This window comes from Rhodococcus sp. 7Tela_A2, from assembly GCF_049311045.1.
Taxonomy (GTDB): Bacteria; Actinomycetota; Actinomycetes; order Mycobacteriales; family Mycobacteriaceae; genus Rhodococcus.
This window is the reverse complement of record NZ_JAXION010000037.1, coordinates 21468-37183: the sequence shown is the minus strand read 5'-3', so window position 1 is coordinate 37183 and position 15716 is coordinate 21468. Positions and strand designations below refer to the sequence as shown.

The window sequence follows — 15716 nt, the reverse complement described above, 5'->3', positions numbered from 1 at the left end:
GGGGTCGCCGGGGGGGGGGGCCGGGGTGGGGGTCCTCCGGCTCGTCTACACCCGCGGTCGCGAAGATGCCGGCTCTCCGACTGCTTTCCTGCTGCTGACTCCCGTTCCGGAACGGGTACTGCGGACGCGGCGCGAGGGTGTGTCGGTGGTAACTCTCGAGCGCGGGTACTCCGTCGACGTCGCGCGGACCGCTCCGTGGCAGCTCATCGGGGCCAAGACCTTGTCCTATGCGACGAACATGGCGGCTTTGCGTCACGCGGAGGCGCTGGGCGTCGACGACGTGATCTACACGAGCAGCGAGGGGTACGTGCTCGAAGGTCCCCGGTCGACGGTCGTGATCGCACGGGGGCGCACCCTTCTCACGCCGCCCGCCGAGATGGGCGTCCTGCCGGGCACCACGCAGCAGGCGCTGTTCGACGTTGCGGGAGACCACGACTTCGCCGTGCGCTACGAGCCGTTGCGTCCCGCCGACCTGATCGTGGCGGACGGAGTGTGGCTCGTGTCGAGTGTGTCGCGCGCCGCCCGGGTGCACATGCTCGACGGGCACCCGCTGTCGGTGAGGTCACTCGCCGGCACGGTCGAGGAACTGGTCGACAAGGCCGTGGACGCCGCATCCTGAGTGAGGGCCGAAAGGCCCTTCCACCAGCGACGAAAGACCCATTTGTGCGGGTTTTCGGTGGAGAAAACCACCTTCTGCGCGAGGTGTGAGGTGTATCCCGTGTGGTCAACGACACGGCTGGTACCGAGGGCCCGAAACTTCTACTACATTTTGTAGTAACAAGGCCGAATCGTGCTTTCGCGCGGCCAAGTGTCCGAAATCGGAGCGTCGGCCCGCGCCCTGGATTCGGACTTCCTCGTATTCGGGCCTCACCTCGGAGTGGCAATGGACGTCTTGGATCTGTCCCGGTGGCAGTTCGGGATCACGACGGTGTATCACTTCATCCTCGTCCCGCTCACCATCGGTCTCGCGCCGCTGGTCGCGATCATGCAGACGATGTGGGTGGTCACCAAGAAGGATCACTGGTATCGGCTGACGAAGTTCTTCGGGAAGATGTTCCTGATCAACTTCGCGCTCGGCGTCGCCACCGGCATCGTGCAGGAGTTCCAGTTCGGCATGAACTGGAGCGAATACTCCCGCTTCGTCGGTGACGTCTTCGGAGCGCCACTCGCCCTCGAAGGGCTGGTCGCCTTCTTCCTCGAATCCACCTTCCTCGGATTGTGGATCTTCGGCTGGTCGCGCCTGCCCAAACTCGTCCACCTGGCGACCATCTGGCTCGTCGCCATCGGCGTCAACGCGTCCGCGTACTTCATCATCGTGGCCAACTCGTTCATGCAGCACCCGGTCGGTGCCACCTACAACCCCGAGACCGGTCGCGCCGAACTGACGAGTATCTGGGAACTGCTCACCAACAACACCGCGCTGGCGGCATATCCGCACGCCGTGGCCGGTGGGTTCCTCACTGCCGCCACATTCATCGCCGGCATCGGCGGTTGGTGGATGGTACGGAACATGCGACGTGCCAAGGAGATCCGGGCGTCCGAGCCGGAGGAAGCCCAGCAGCTCGAGAACGACGCCCGGGGACTGTTCCGCCCGGTGACGCGTCTCGGCCTGGTGGTGATGCTCATCGCGGGTGTCGCCCTGTTCGTCACCGGCGACGTCCAGGCGAAGCTGATGTTCGAGCAGCAGCCGATGAAGATGGCCTCGGCAGAGTCGTTGTGCCAGACCGAAACGGACCCGAACTTCTCGATTCTGACGCTCGGCACCCACAACAACTGTGACGGCGTCGTGCACGTGCTCGACATGCCCTACGTGCTGCCGTACCTCGCCCAGGGCGAATTCTCGGGCGTGACGCTGCAGGGTGTCGAAGACCTCCAGGCGCAGTACGAGGAGCAGTTCGGCCCGGGCAACTACACCCCCAACCTGTTCGTCACCTACTGGTCCTTCCGCGCGATGATCGGCCTCGCCGCCGGCTCCGCCGCACTCGCGTTCGCGGGCTTGTGGGTCACGCGGCGTGGACGCGTACCCGACCAGAAGTGGTTCGCGAAACTCTCGCTCATCGCGATTCCCACACCGTTCCTGGCCAACAGTGCCGGATGGATCTTCACCGAGATGGGGCGTCAGCCGTGGGTCGTGCACCCGAACCCCACGGGAGTGGACATGATCCGGCTGACCGTCGAGCAGGGCGTCTCCGATCACCCCTCCGCGACCGTCCTGACATCGCTGATCGCGTTCACCGTCGTCTACGCGGCCCTGGGTGTTGTCTGGTTCTGGCTGATCCGTAAGTACGCGAAGCAAGGCCCGCAGCCGCACGACGCGCAGCCACCCGGCACCGATGACGACGACACCGACGACGACACAAAGCCGAAGCAGTTGTCCTTCGCGTACTAGGAGAGATCTCTGATGGGACTCCAAGAAGTCTGGTTCATCCTGATCGCGGTTCTGTTCACGGGATACTTCATCCTCGAAGGCTTCGACTTCGGTGTCGGTATGCATTTCCCCGTGCTCGGCCGCGGCAAGACCGAGAGTGCCGACACCCGTCGCCGGGTCCTGCTCAACACCATCGGCCCGGTGTGGGACGGCAACGAAGTGTGGCTGATCACCGCCGGCGGCGCATTGTTCGCCGCGTTCCCGGAGTGGTACGCAACCCTGTTCTCCGGGTTCTACCTTCCATTGCTGCTGATCCTCCTCGCCCTGATCGTCCGGGTGTGCGCGATCGAGTGGCGCGGCAAGATCGACGATCCGGTGTGGCGGCGACGCTGCGACTGGGGCATCATCTTCGGCTCCTGGGTTCCGGCCGTGCTGTGGGGCGTCGCGTTCGCGAACATCGTGCGCGGCGTGGCGATCGACGCCGACAAGCAGTACGTGGGTGGATTCTTCGCCCTGCTCAACCCGTACGCACTGCTGGGTGGCGTCACCACAGCTCTGGTCTTCGCGTTGCACGGCGCGGTGTTCATCGCGCTGAAGACCTCCGGTGACATCCGCACCGACGCGGTGAAGCTGTCGCGCCGGCTGTCCGTCCCGACCGTTCTGGTCGCGGGGGCGTTCGTGGTGTGGACCCAGCTCGCCTACGGCAAGACCTGGACGCTGATCCTCGTCGCCGTCGCTGCTGCCGCACTGCTCGCCGTTGTCGCGCTGGTCGCCGCCGAACGCGAGGGCTGGGCTTTCGTGTTCACCACCGTGGCCATCGCGGCGACGATCGTGCTGCTGTTCGCGGCACTGTTCCCGAACGTCATGCCGTCCACTCTCGATCCGGCGTGGTCGCTGACCATCGAGAACGCGTCGTCGAGCGCCTACACACTGAAGATCATGACGTGGGCCGCCGTCGCCGTCACGCCCGTGGTCCTGCTCTACCAGGGGTGGACCTACTGGGTGTTCCGCCAGCGGATCTCGACCTCGCACATCCCGCCGTCCATCGGTCTGAAGATCGGCACCAAATGACGGTTGCCGCTGCCACCGTTCCCGCCGGCGCGGAGATGTGTATACGCCACCGGCGCCGGCGGGGACCGATCGACCCACGGCTGTGGCGATACTCGGCATCGGCACGGGGGTACCTCGCCCTCACCGTTCTGACGTCGCTGGTCGATGTCGTGATGGTGGTGGTGAGCGCCCTGATGATCGGCACGGTGCTGGCGGGGGTCATCACCACCGATGCCCGCACCCTCGGTGACTGGCGCACCGAATTGCTCGTCCTCGCGGGGGCAGTCGCCGTGCGTGTGGTCGCCACCTGGCTGCACTCCCGGTACGCGCACCGTTCGGCGAGCCGCGTCATCGCCGAACTCGAGAGCGAGGTCCTCGACGCGGCCGCGACCCTGCCGCCCCGAGAACTGGATCCGCGTCGCGACGAGATCGCCACCGTGCTGACCCGAGGGCTCGACGGCCTGCGCGACTACCTCACCGGCTACCTGCCGGCTCTGATCCTGGCGGTCACGCTGACGCCTGTCACGATCGTCGTCATCGCCCTGCACGACCTCACGTCGGCGATCATCATCATCGTGACGCTGCCGCTGATCCCGATCTTCATGATCCTCATCGGACTGCTCACCAAGGGCAAAGCGGACCGCACGCTCGACGCGATGACCACCCTCTCGTCCCAGTTGCTCGACTTGCTCGCGGGTCTGCCCACCCTTCGCGCGCTCGGCCGCGAGCAGGGACCTGCCGCGCGGGTGCGCGAACTCGGCGAGGACCACCGGCGCACCACGATGTCGGCGCTGCGCGTGGCGTTCCTGTCCGGCACCGTTCTGGAATTCCTCGCCACGCTCTCGGTGGCGCTCGTCGCCGTGACCATCGGCATGAGATTGGTCTACGGCGGGATGCCGCTCGAAGCCGGCATCATCGCGTTGATCCTCGCGCCGGAGGCGTACTTCCCGCTCCGCACCGTCGGAGCGAAGTTCCACGCCGCGGAGAACGGCACGGCCGCGGCGGATCGAGCATTTGCGATTCTGGCTGTCGCTCCCGAACGGACCGCCCCCGAACACACCGCGCACGAACCGGCGCCGGCGGTCACGGACAACCGCGCCACGGTGGCGGGTGAACCTGTCTCCGCCGCTGGGCGCGAGATCGTCTTCCGGAACGTCAGCGTTGCGGGCCGGGACGGGTTCGCTCCCTACCGGCTCGATGCGGAGTGCTGGCCCGGCGAGGTCACCGTACTGACCGGAGAGAACGGCTCCGGGAAGTCGACCGCGCTGCTCGCCCTCCTCGGACTCACCGACGTTGCAGAGGGAGATATCACCGTCGACGGGCGGCCCGTAGCCGGCGACGAGGCATGGTGGAACGAGGTAGCATGGCTCCCGCAGCACCCCGTGCTGCTGCCCGGAACGCTCGCCGACAACCTCCGGCTCACCGGCGTCGACCCTGCCGATCCGAACCTCGGTACAGTCTGCGCCACAACAGGTTTCGACTCGGTACTCGCGGAGCTTCCCCAGGGATGGGAGACGGTCGTCGGCGCCGGAGGCAGCGGACTGTCCCTGGGACAGCGACAGCGGCTCGCTCTCACGCGCACGCTCGCGTCGTCGCGGCCCGTGTTGTTGCTCGACGAACCCACCGCACACCTCGACCCCGACACCGAGACAACCGTGCTCGACGCACTGACCGCACTCGCCCGAGCCGGCCGCACCGTCGTGATCGTGGCGCACCGCCCGAGTCTGCTGGCCATCGCCGACCGCATCGTCGAGGTCCGTCCGGGAGGTGCGTCGTGACCGCATCGTCGGATCTGCGCCGTGCGATGGCGCTGCTCGAACTCGAACCACGGCGGGTCGCGCTCGCGATTCTTGCGGGCGTGGCGACCCTGGGTAGTGCGCTCATGTTGTCGGGGCTGTCGGCCTGGCTGATCATCAGAGCCTGGGAAATGCCGCCGGTACTCGACCTCACGGTCGCCGTCGTCGCGGTGCGCGCACTGGGCGTCGCGCGCGGTCTGTTCCGCTATCTCGAACGACTCGCCACGCACGAGACCGCGTTGCGCGGCATGACGTCGGCCCGGTCCCGTCTCTATCAGCGGCTCGCCGACGGTGACCCCGCGGCGTCGGCGGGCCTGCGGCGCGGTGATCTCCTCGCACGCACCGGCGCCGATGTCGATGCACTGGGAGACGTCGTCGTCCGGGCACTCGTCCCCATCGCCGTCTCCGCCGTGCTCTCGTCCGCCGCCGTCATCGTTCTCGCGGTGATCTCTCCGGCCGCCGGAGCCGTGCTCGCCGTCGCGCTGCTCGTCGCGGGCGTGCTGGCGCCGTGGCTGTCGGCACGGGCCGCAACGCAAGCGGAGACCGACGGCGACGACGCTCGTAACCGGTTCGCCCACGACGCCGTGACCGTGCTCGATCACGCGGCGGAACTGCGGGTCTCGGGCCAGCTCGACCGCGCGTCCCGGCGCGCTCGGGCGTCGGGCGTCGAGGCCGTGCGTGCCACCGACAGGTCCGCCGTCCCGTCCGCGTTCGCCGACGCGGCCGCACCCCTCGCGGTCGGAGCGAGCGTCCTCGGAGCCTTGCTGATCGGTATCACGGTGTTCGGGTCCGGTCCCGCCGCGATGAGCCCCACGACGCTGGGCGTCCTCGTCCTGCTGCCCCTCGCCGCGTTCGAATCGACCTCGGTGCTGCCCGCGGCGGCGCAGACCCTCGTCCGGGCGCGGATCGCGTCCCGGCGGATCAACGACCTGCTCGATCGCGCCGACCGGTCGGTCCCGCACGGCGACCGCCCTGTCGACGGACCGGGACGGCTTCGCGCCGACAACCTGCGGAGCGGGTGGCCCGGCGGTTCCGCGACGAACCCTGTGACCCTCGACCTGGCTCCCGGTGCCCGCGTCGCGCTGGTGGGAACGAGCGGCAGCGGCAAGACCACGACGTTGATGACCCTGGCCGGGTTGCTGAGCCCGGTCTCGGGCAGCGTGACGCTCGACGGTGTGCCCCTGGAAGAACTCGAGCCCGCGGCGCTGCGCCACCGTGTCGGATTCTTCGCCGAGGACGCGCACGTCTTCGGCACGTCGGTCCTCGAAAATCTGCGCGTCGCGCGCGGTGACGTCGACGAGAGCGAGGCGTACTCCGTGCTCGAGGCGGTGGGGCTCGGACCGTGGGTGGCAGGGCTACCGGAGGGCCTGCACACCGTGCTCGAAGCCGGCGCGAGGGCGCTCTCCGGCGGCCAGCGAAGGCGACTGCTGCTGGCCAGGGCACTGCTGTCGCCCGCGCGGATCCTGCTGCTCGACGAACCGGGGGAGCACCTCGACGCCGACGACGCGGCCCGTCTGCAACGCCGCCTGCTCGACCGGGACGCGGGTCTCGTCGACCCCGAACGCACCGTGGTGGTGGTGACGCACCAGCTGCCGTCCGATACCGCCGCCGACGTCGTGATGCACGTCGAGAAAAATACGTTGCCGACTGCGTGAGCCGGGCGTACCTTCGCTGGTACACGAGGAAGGAGGTGGTCTGAAAGTGAGTTTTCTTCGGACATGTGAGGTGGCTGCCCGCTAGCCGCTCGTCGACGACAGCGTTCTCCGACCGCGAGCGGCCGGCGAATACCAGGTAGTCACCCGACCCCCGAGTCCCCGGATCGTCCCACCGGGCTCGTCGAGTCCCGGATCTCCTCCGGCTCGCCGAGACGACTCGGGGGTCGTTCGTGTCTCGGACCCTCCCCAGTCAGCGAAGTGACGCTTCGCCGCCCTACTCGTTCAGTTGATCGCGATCCGGTCGGGTTCGTTGCCGTCCACCTGGTAGTTCTCACCGGCAGCGATGGCGCGAGGGGCAAGCCCTTGTTCGATGACGAACGTCATGAGTCGCGTGAGAGAGTCCTTGACCTCACGCAGCATCGTCAACGTTGGAGAGTTCGGACTGTTGAACGCTTCGAAGCGGCTGATCTGCGCGGCAGTCCGAGTTTCCGTGTCCGCGAGCTGGTACCAAAGGTTTTGATCGAACGGCAGATTGAGCAGTTTGCGGGCGTATTCGACCGAGACCCGCAATACGAGGGCCTTGAGATCCAACGCGGGCTGCGCTTCGCCGCCTGCACCGGTGACGGCGGAAGTCGCAACGGCCGCGCCTGCGCCGGCCAATCCGCCGAGCATCGCCAATCCACCCACCATTCCGCCCGGTCCGAAGGCAGCGAGTCCCCCGGTGATCGCCGCGGCGCCCGCAGCGGCGGCGGGTGCGGCTGCAATCAATCCGACGGGTCCGGCAGCCAGCAGCGCAACTCCGGCCGCGGCTGTCAGAACCCGACCCCACGGCACTCCACCTCGACGGTCGAGAGATTTCTGAACGTCCTCGATTGCGCGGAGGACCTTCGAACCGACATCGGTACTGAAGCCCATCGCGAAGGTGACCTCCGAAATCGCACGCATCGGTGCCTGCTCGACGTCGATCTCGTAAGGGTCGACCGCATTTGTGAGTGCGAGGACAACGAGTTCCCCTACCGCTTCGTGCAGTTCCCACAGGAGCGGCACCGGCGGCAGCTTCCCGTCGACCAGTTGATGCAACTCCTCGGCCAGCGGCTGCTGGCCGACGGTGGCGAGTTCCTCGATCTCGGCGATGATCTGATCCTGACGAAGCCGGAGGGCACCCAGGTACTTGGCCGCAACCTCCTGGTTCTTGATGTTCCGAGCAACGGCATGACCGTAGTGGAGCATCAAGAGAACAGATGCTTGGGAGTCGTTCAGGCGCACCGCAATTCCGGATCGGGCGAGCGCGACGTCTTTTGAGGGATAGACGATCTGAGCGACGAGACTGGCAACACCGGGATGCCCGAGGTAGGCGCCCGAGCCGTGCTCGAGGTTTCCGATATCGACGGCGAAGTCCTGCGCTGCGGGGAAGAGTGATGCCAGACCACGGCCACCGGTCACGATGTCACGGGGGTTGAAGACGTTGGACCAGTCGTCGACACGTGCGTACGGGAATCTCTTCAGAAGTCGCTCACTGCCCTGGTGCAGCGCGGGGGAAGCGGCAGGGCTGCCGATCGTGATGAAGCGCCGGACGTGGACATGTTCGGGCAGGTGATCGAGGAAGTCGATGGCGATGACGCTGCCCAGGCTGTGGGCGATCAGCACGATCTCGTCGGCGTAGTCCTGATCCATGAGGAACCGGAGGACGGCACCACGCAGCGGTTCGTTCTGGACGTACCGGCGGACCTGGGTGAGATCGAACGCGGAAACATTTCCTATGGCGAATCCCTGCAATGTGTTGAGTGGCGCGTCGGGCACCACGTGAGCGCCGAAACCCGAAGGCGTCGACTTCAGTCCCAGGTCCCGCTGGATTCGCGCTTGTCTGCGCGCGAATTCGAAGCGCGCTGCGGAATCGTCCTTCACCCGGTACGTCGGGGCCGGCATCTTCGCGCCGATCCCCTCCGTGGAAAGGATCGAACTGTAGCGGGGAGCGAAGGTATCGGCGCGGTCGATCGGGTCGTGACCTGCCTGCACCAGCCCGCGGTTGAGGCCCTCCAGCCAACCGGCCCGTGGGTCTCCGTCTCCGATTCCGTGCAGGAAGACTACTTTGACCGCCACTGGTTTCTCCTCGTCGTAAGGTGCGGCACGCGTTGATGCGCGCCGGAGACAGGGCCGTGCAGGCCGGCTGGTGCCGACTGCGCGGAGCCCTGTATGCCCGGTATCGCTACATTGGGGCGGTTCGTTGCACTCAGAATCAGAATGCCGTTGTCGTGAGCGCTGTTTCAGCTACCCACGGCGGGAAAGCCCAGATCACGGTGTTCGGGGGCGCTTCACGACGCTGGAGGAAGTCAGGCACAGCACCGCAGAGGAAATCAGTAGCAGCCACAATCCCCACCCGACCTGGACGCCGATGGGCTCTCCGAAGAACTCGGCGGTGATCGAGGTGACCTCGAACAGGTCGTAGACGGAGATCGCCACACACAGGACCCCGATGACGGGGACACCCCATCGAAGTGTCACCCATTCACCCGAACCTCGGGAGAGCCGCACGAACAACGCAACCGCAGCGATCACACCCAGAACCAGCGTGATGACGCCGTCGCCTTCCACTCCGTTCTTGGTGAACGCGAAGAAGCTCGCCCACGGGCCGAGGCTGCCGACGATGATGCCGAGGCTCGCGATGAGCGCAGCGATCAGATTGGCTGTGTACCGTCGGTCGCCGGCAGACGCCCGGAGCGTGGGGGCAGGTCGAGTCTGCTCGGCCCACTGCTGACCGTCCCACCAACGTTCGATGCCGGGGTTCTGAGGGTCAGGGTGCCAGCCTGCAGGTGCATTCATGGGAGATCCTTTCGAATTCGTGGACCGACCGGGGGTCGGTTCGGGCGCGCTCATGCTGATTGCGTGCGCGATTCGTCGAGCGACGCAACGATGTTTCTTGCGATCTCTGCTGCCACTGCGGGCGAAACCTTCGCGTCGTAGCAACGCCGTGCCGCTACCGCGAGCCGGTGTGCGGCTTCGTTGAGCGGGTGTCCGTCGTGACCGCGCACCCAGTCGAATCGCACCGATCGACCCTGGATCGAGCGGTGGATGCGGTCGACTACCCCGGAAACCGCGGGCCGTCCCTTGTAGGTGCCTGCGAGGCAAGCAATCGCGAGGCGGCTGTCGGTGAGGATGTGCAGGTCGCGGTCGGGGAACTTCGTCGTGGCCATCTCGATGGCGAGCAGTTCGCCTTCCAGGATCGAGCGCGCGTCGGGTGCCATGAGCATCCGGTGGACGCCCTTCTCGGAGACGCAGCCGAGACCGGTTCCCCGAAATCTCCTGGCCTTGGAGGCATCGGTGGCAACAGCCAGGGGCGGAAGCTGAGCGCGTTCGGTGTCACGTCGCGCCTCCTCTTCGGCGGCGAGGGCGACGACGTGTGCGCCGATGGTGTCGGATGCCCGGCGCAGCAGAGTGCCCAGCGGACCGAACGGGGTGTCGACGAAGTCGACGGCGGGGAAGGAGTCCGATACCGCTTCGAGGGTGCTGCGGAGACCGGCATCCGAGATATGGAGCCGAACCGGTGAACACTTCGCCTGCTCGTACAGGGCGGCGAAGGCTTCGAGGCCGGCCAGACTCCGGTCGGTCTGGTCGTGGCCCTCCCGGAGGAACAGCGCCGAATCGGTGTCGGTGGCGAGTGCAGCGCAGGTCATCGGCGTGGGACCGGCGTGAATCTGGCGGATGTGGATGGCGGCGAGCATGTGGTGTTCCTCCTCGTGATCGGCTGCCGCCATCGTGCGTGGGACCTGCGAAGAAGCGTGAGAAACCTGCCGATAAGGGGGGTTATCGCGTTAGGTAATGTTCGTGTCCGATCGCACCGATAGATTCTTGGAACGAACTCGGCGGAGTGCTGCCGTAACTACTGGAAGGGGCCTGCGACGTGACCGACGAACCGGCCCTCCTCCTCACCAAGAGCGATATCGCGTCGCTCGCGGGAGTGAAGCGACCGGTCGTCTCCGTGTGGCGTAGCCGCTACGCCGGCACCGACCGACCCTTTCCGGAACCTGTCCGCATCGACGCGCAACAGGAGAAGTTCGCTGCCGACGACGTGGTCGGCTGGCTTCGAGAGCGAAAGCTCGGCAACAGCGACACCCTCGCCGAAGACGTGGCGATCCACGCCGCGCTCGACCATCCCACCGGCTCCGGCCCTGACGCAGCGCTCGCGGGGCTCACGGCGCTACTGTGCCTCAAATCGCAGCTCGGAATCCCGCTGACCGACCTCGACCACGACGACATTCTCGACGAGGCCGACGACGTCGATCCCGACGACGCATATCTGTATCGCGAACTCGAGGCACTCGGCGGGCATCTCATCACCTATGCGCGACATGCCGACCGCATGGCCGACGCTGCGTACACCACCGAGCGGGCCTTCGAAGCCTTGATGGCGCAGCGTTTTCGGATTCCGATGCGGGAGTTGGCTGCTTCGACGCTCGCCGGTGGTGCCATCGAGTTGTGCACCCGGGTGGCGACGGCGCTGGTGTGCGACGACCGCGCGTTCTTCGTCGACCCGTCGGTCGACGGCAGCGATCTCTTCGTTGCCCTGAGGAAGGAACTGTCGGAAGACACCGAGCCCATCGCGATCACCGGACGAGCCGACACCCCGTCTGCGCGACTCGCGCGTCGTCGTCTCGCGGTGCATCGGTGGCGACGTCACCAGGCACCCGCCGAAGGGTTCGACGCCGACTTCTCGATCGATCGGCCCGCTCTGTTCCTGACCCAGTACCCTTCGCCGTCCACGCTCGGGGCCTCGCCGGCAGAGGTGCTCACCGAGATCGACAACATCACCGTGCAGATGAGCGGCGAACACTACGCCGTGGTGATCGCACCGGCAGCGGTCCTCGTCGATCCGCTGCCCGACCGCGACACGCTGTCGATCCGGTCGGGGATTGTGCAGTCCGGCCGCCTGTGCGCGGCGATCCGGCTTCCGGAGGGCCTGCTCGTCACGAAGCCGGGAACGTCGATGGCCTTATGGGTGCTGGGCGCGGCCGACGCGCGCATCGCACCCGCGGACCGCTGGACGGTGCTCGCCGACATCAGCCACCGGGCTCTCGACAATGCTGCGATCGACGGCGTCGTGTCCGATGCCGTCGCCTCGATGGGCACCGCGGATTCGGTTCGCGCGCATGCATTCCACTTCGGAGCAGTCCACCGGACCGCGGATCTGCTGGCCGACACCGCCCGAGGGCTTGTCGCAACCAGATCCGCGCGACCCGTCGGACGCGGAGCCGACCTCGCAAGCCGGGTAACGTCGCTGGTCGACGATGCGAACCGCCACGCACAGAGTCTCAGGGGTGACCTTCGTGTGGCCGTCGCCCACCACCGTTCGGAAGCACCCGCCCTGCCCACCGCGGGCGAACTCGTCTCGCAGCGGAAGCTCGCGCTGCTTCCCGGTACTCGGGTCGACCCGGACGATATCGAAACCGGTGGACAGGTGCGGGTGATAGGGCCCGCAGAATTGCTGGGGGAGAGAGTAATCGGCGACCGAGGGATCGACCGGATGGTGCATGCCGAGAGATACTCGGGCAGCCGACGCACGAAGCCTGGCGACATCGTTTTCTGCACGTCGCCGCGGTTCGGGATCGCCGTCGACAGCGACGGCGGTTCCCTCGTCCTCGCTCCGGCCCGGGTGCTGCGGGTTCGCAACGCGGATGCCGACGGTCTCGTTCCCGAAGTGATCGCCCGGCACGTGAAGCAACTCGCGGCGGTGGAGAAGCCATCGGGTGCGATTCGCTCCGGACGGCGATGGAAGGATTGGACCGTCCCGGTGATCGCCCCGGCTCGCGTCGATGCAATCCGCGGAGCCCTGAGGGAACTCGACGCGCGACGCCGCGAAGCCCAGAACCTGCTCGACAGCGTGAACGAACTGACCGACACAATGATCGACGGCGTGACTCGCGGAGTCCTGTCCGTCACAGCGCACAACCCGCACGTCCCAGAGGAAGAGTGAAGATGCCACCGAGGAAGAGGGCGACGGACACAGCACCGTCGACCATGAAGGAACTGAAGGACACGCTGTGGAAGGCCGCCGACAAACTGCGCGGCTCCATGGATGCGTCCCAGTACAAGGACGTCATCCTCGGGTTGGTGTTCCTCAAGTACGTCTCGGACGCGTTCGACGAGCGTCGCCGGCAACTAGAAGCCGAGTTGATCGCAGACGGGCTGGATGAGGAAGGTGTCGCGTCGCTTATCGACGACCGCGACGAATACCTCGGTTCCACCGTCTTCTGGGTGCCGGAGGAAGCCCGGTGGGAGTACCTTGCGCAGCACGCGAAGGGCATCCAGGAATCAGCTGGGGTCGAAGGCCGAACCATCGGCCAGCTGATCGACGCCGCCATGCGCGGGTTGATGGACGAAAACTCGACCCTCGCCGGTACGTTGCCGACGATGTTCAACAAGGACAATCTCGATCAGCGCCGTCTCGGCGAGCTGCTCGACCTCTTCAACGACACCCGGTTCACCGGTGACGGCGCGCGCCGAGCCCGGGACCTCCTGGGGGAGGTGTACGAGTACTTCCTGGAGAAGTTCGCCCGCGCGGAGGGTAAGCGCGGTGGCGAGTTCTACACGCCCGCAGGCGTTGTCCGCGTGCTGGTGGAGGTGCTAGAGCCGTACAACGGACGCGTGTACGACCCGTGCTGTGGGTCGGGCGGAATGTTCGTCCAGGCCGAGAAGTTCATCGAACACCACGGTGGCAACGCGACGGATATTGCTGTCTACGGGCAGGAACACAACGAGCGCACGTGGCGGATGGCGAAGATGAACCTCGCGATCCACGGCATCAACGCGCAACTCGGTGACCGTTGGGAAGATACTTTCTCCCAAGACAAGCACCCGGACCTCCTGGCCGACTACGTGATGGCCAACCCGCCTTTCAACATCAAGGATTGGACGCGCCGGGAGGACGACAAGCGCTGGAAGTACGGTGTTCCGCCGGTAGGTAACGCCAACTACGCGTGGATTCAGCACATCATCTCGAAGCTCGCCGAAAAGGGCAGTGCCGGTGTGGTGATGGCGAACGGAACGATGTCGTCGAACTCCGGTGGTGAGGGCGACATCCGCGCGCGGTTGGTCGAAGCCGACTTGGTGTCGTGCATGGTGGCACTGCCGACCCAGTTGTTCCGCAGCACCGGTATTCCGGTGTGCACGTGGTTCTTCGCGAAAGACAAGTCGGCGGGCGTGAAGGGCTCGATCGACCGGCGGGGGCAGGTGTTGTTCATCGACGCCCGCAACCTCGGCTACATGGTCGATCGTGCGGAGCGGGCGCTGTCGGACGACGACATCGCGAAGATCGCCGGCACGTTCCATGCTTGGCGGGGAACGGAATCCGCGAAGGGCGCCGAGTACGCGGACGAACCGGGCTTCTGTTACTCGGCAACTCTCGCCGAGATTAAGGAAGCCGACTACGCCCTGACACCGGGTCGCTACGTCGGTGCGGCGGCGATCGAAGACGACGGCGAGCCGATCGAAGAGAAGATTGCGCGGTTGACGAAGGAACTGTACGAGCAGTTCGACGAGTCCGCGCGACTCCAGGCTGTTGTGCGGGAGCAGTTGGGGAGGGTCAAGTGAGGCGTACCCCTGACGGTTGGATCGAAGCTAAGTTGGGCGACATCGCTGAGGAGGTGACTGTCGGTCATGTAGGTTCAATGGCGAGCGAGTACCAAGAGTCCGGCGTAATGTTCCTGCGTTCGCAGAACATTGTTCCTCACGGGTTTGATCTGAGCGATGTCCGTCATATTTCTCCTGAGTTTCATGCCAGACTACGAAAATCGAGTCTCGTTGCCGGCGATGTGGTTACGGTTCGCACGGGAAAACCGGGCGCTACCGCAGTTATCCCGGATGGCTGGCAAGCGGCTAATTGCTCCGATTTGGTAATTACGAGACCTGGCCCAAACCTTGATTCAAGATGGCTAAGTTACTATATTAATAGTGTGGCCGGGGGATTTATTAGTAATCGGCTTGTGGGTGCAGTGCAACAGCACTTCAATGTCGGTGCGGCTCGTGAAATGGATTTGTGTCTTCCCTCAATGCGAGAGCAACGTGCCATCGCCGAAGTCCTTGGCGCCCTCGACGACAAGATCGCCGCAAACCGCAAGCTGGCGGGTACGGCTGAATCCTTGCTCGCATCCCGCTTCGCTGTACTTGAGTTAGACGTGGACTACGGTGAAAAAGCCTGTCTTGAAGAATATTTCGAGCTGAACCCGAAGTGTGCTAGGCCAAACGTGGAAGAGCCCGTCTACCTGGACATGCAAAAGCTTCCGACTTCCGAGTTGCTTGTATCGGACTGGGAACGAAGGCCTGCCAAGGGCGGTGCTCGATTTATGAATGGTGACACTCTGCTAGCGCGAATCACGCCGTGCCTAGAGAACGGAAAAGCCGGGTACGTCGATTTCCTTGAGGATGGTGAAGTTGCACTGGGTTCGACTGAATACATTGTATTCCGGTCACGTCCTGCAGTGCCAAGGGAACTGGCCTATTTCTTGGTTACCAGTTCCCGGTTCAGGACGATGGCGATTCAGCATCTGGTCGGTACCTCGGGAAGGCAGAGGTTGTCTGCCAACGATGTTGCAGCGTTCACTGTCCGACGTGTGAATTCTGAGACACTGATGGAGTGGGGCCAGTTCGCTTCACCGCTCGTGGAGCAATTGGGTTCATTGAGGGATGAGAATCGCATGCTGGCCAACATTCGTGATGCTCTCCTCCCGCGCCTGATGTCCGGCGAACTCCGCGTGCGCGACGCGGAGAAGGTCGTCGAGAACGTGTTGTAGGGGGTGCTTTGACGAAATGGTGGGTTATTGCCCGGTAGCCGGGCAATAACCCACCATCTTTTGG

Annotated in this window: 11 protein-coding genes; 8 read left to right on the top strand and 3 right to left on the bottom strand. The window is 65.4% G+C overall.

All coding sequences use genetic code 11. From position 1 onward, the window contains the following. The 5 genes from TVH25_RS09460 to cydC all read left to right on the top strand — a co-directional run. Positions 1–619 (top strand): aminodeoxychorismate lyase (locus TVH25_RS09460; protein WP_422423934.1); only part of this gene is annotated, 619 nt, incomplete at its 5' end. 264 nt (positions 620–883) lie between these two features. Continuing rightward, positions 884–2389, top strand: a complete 1506-nt coding sequence (locus TVH25_RS09455; RefSeq protein WP_422423933.1) for a cytochrome ubiquinol oxidase subunit I — start codon at positions 884–886, stop codon at positions 2387–2389. Positions 2390–2401: 12 nt separating this feature from the next. Next, a complete protein-coding gene (gene cydB / locus TVH25_RS09450; RefSeq protein WP_169621281.1) occupies positions 2402–3439 on the top strand; it encodes a cytochrome d ubiquinol oxidase subunit II in 1038 nt (345 codons plus the stop codon). Further along, positions 3436–5196, top strand: a complete 1761-nt coding sequence (gene cydD / locus TVH25_RS09445; RefSeq protein WP_422423932.1) for a thiol reductant ABC exporter subunit CydD — start codon at positions 3436–3438, stop codon at positions 5194–5196. Before cydB ends, cydD begins: the two co-directional genes overlap by 4 nt. A gap of 26 nt (positions 5197–5222) precedes the next feature. Then, the gene (cydC, locus tag TVH25_RS09440; RefSeq protein ID WP_422423938.1) at positions 5223–6869 is read left to right on the top strand and encodes a thiol reductant ABC exporter subunit CydC; all 1647 of its coding nucleotides are present in this window, start codon (positions 5223–5225) and stop codon (positions 6867–6869) included. A gap of 282 nt (positions 6870–7151) precedes the next feature. Here cydC and TVH25_RS09435 read toward each other — a convergent pair whose 3' ends face one another. The 3 genes from TVH25_RS09435 to TVH25_RS09425 form a co-directional block, all read right to left on the bottom strand. Continuing rightward, the gene (locus TVH25_RS09435) at positions 7152–8969 is read right to left on the bottom strand and encodes a hypothetical protein (RefSeq protein ID WP_422423931.1); all 1818 of its coding nucleotides are present in this window, start codon (positions 8967–8969) and stop codon (positions 7152–7154) included. Between the two features lie 192 nt (positions 8970–9161). Next, complete coding sequence (locus TVH25_RS09430; RefSeq protein WP_422423930.1) at positions 9162–9689, bottom strand: DUF2510 domain-containing protein; 528 nt, start codon at positions 9687–9689, stop codon at positions 9162–9164. Positions 9690–9739: 50 nt separating this feature from the next. Next, the gene (locus TVH25_RS09425) at positions 9740–10621 is read right to left on the bottom strand and encodes a ribonuclease HI (RefSeq protein WP_422423929.1); all 882 of its coding nucleotides are present in this window, start codon (positions 10619–10621) and stop codon (positions 9740–9742) included. A gap of 146 nt (positions 10622–10767) precedes the next feature. On the opposite strand from TVH25_RS09425, the gene TVH25_RS09420 reads away from it, so the two are divergent. The 3 genes from TVH25_RS09420 to TVH25_RS09410 are packed head-to-tail and all read left to right on the top strand — an operon-like array spanning position 10768 to position 15652. After that, positions 10768–12837, top strand: a complete 2070-nt coding sequence (locus TVH25_RS09420) for a helix-turn-helix transcriptional regulator (RefSeq protein WP_422423927.1) — start codon at positions 10768–10770, stop codon at positions 12835–12837. A gap of 2 nt (positions 12838–12839) precedes the next feature. Next, on the top strand, positions 12840–14453 hold the full coding sequence (locus TVH25_RS09415) for a type I restriction-modification system subunit M (protein ID WP_422423925.1): 1614 nt from the start codon (positions 12840–12842) through the stop codon (positions 14451–14453). Next, the gene (locus tag TVH25_RS09410) at positions 14450–15652 is read left to right on the top strand and encodes a hypothetical protein (RefSeq protein ID WP_422423924.1); all 1203 of its coding nucleotides are present in this window, start codon (positions 14450–14452) and stop codon (positions 15650–15652) included. The genes TVH25_RS09415 and TVH25_RS09410 overlap by 4 nt, the downstream gene beginning before the upstream one ends. The last annotated feature ends 64 nt before the right edge of the window (positions 15653–15716 follow it).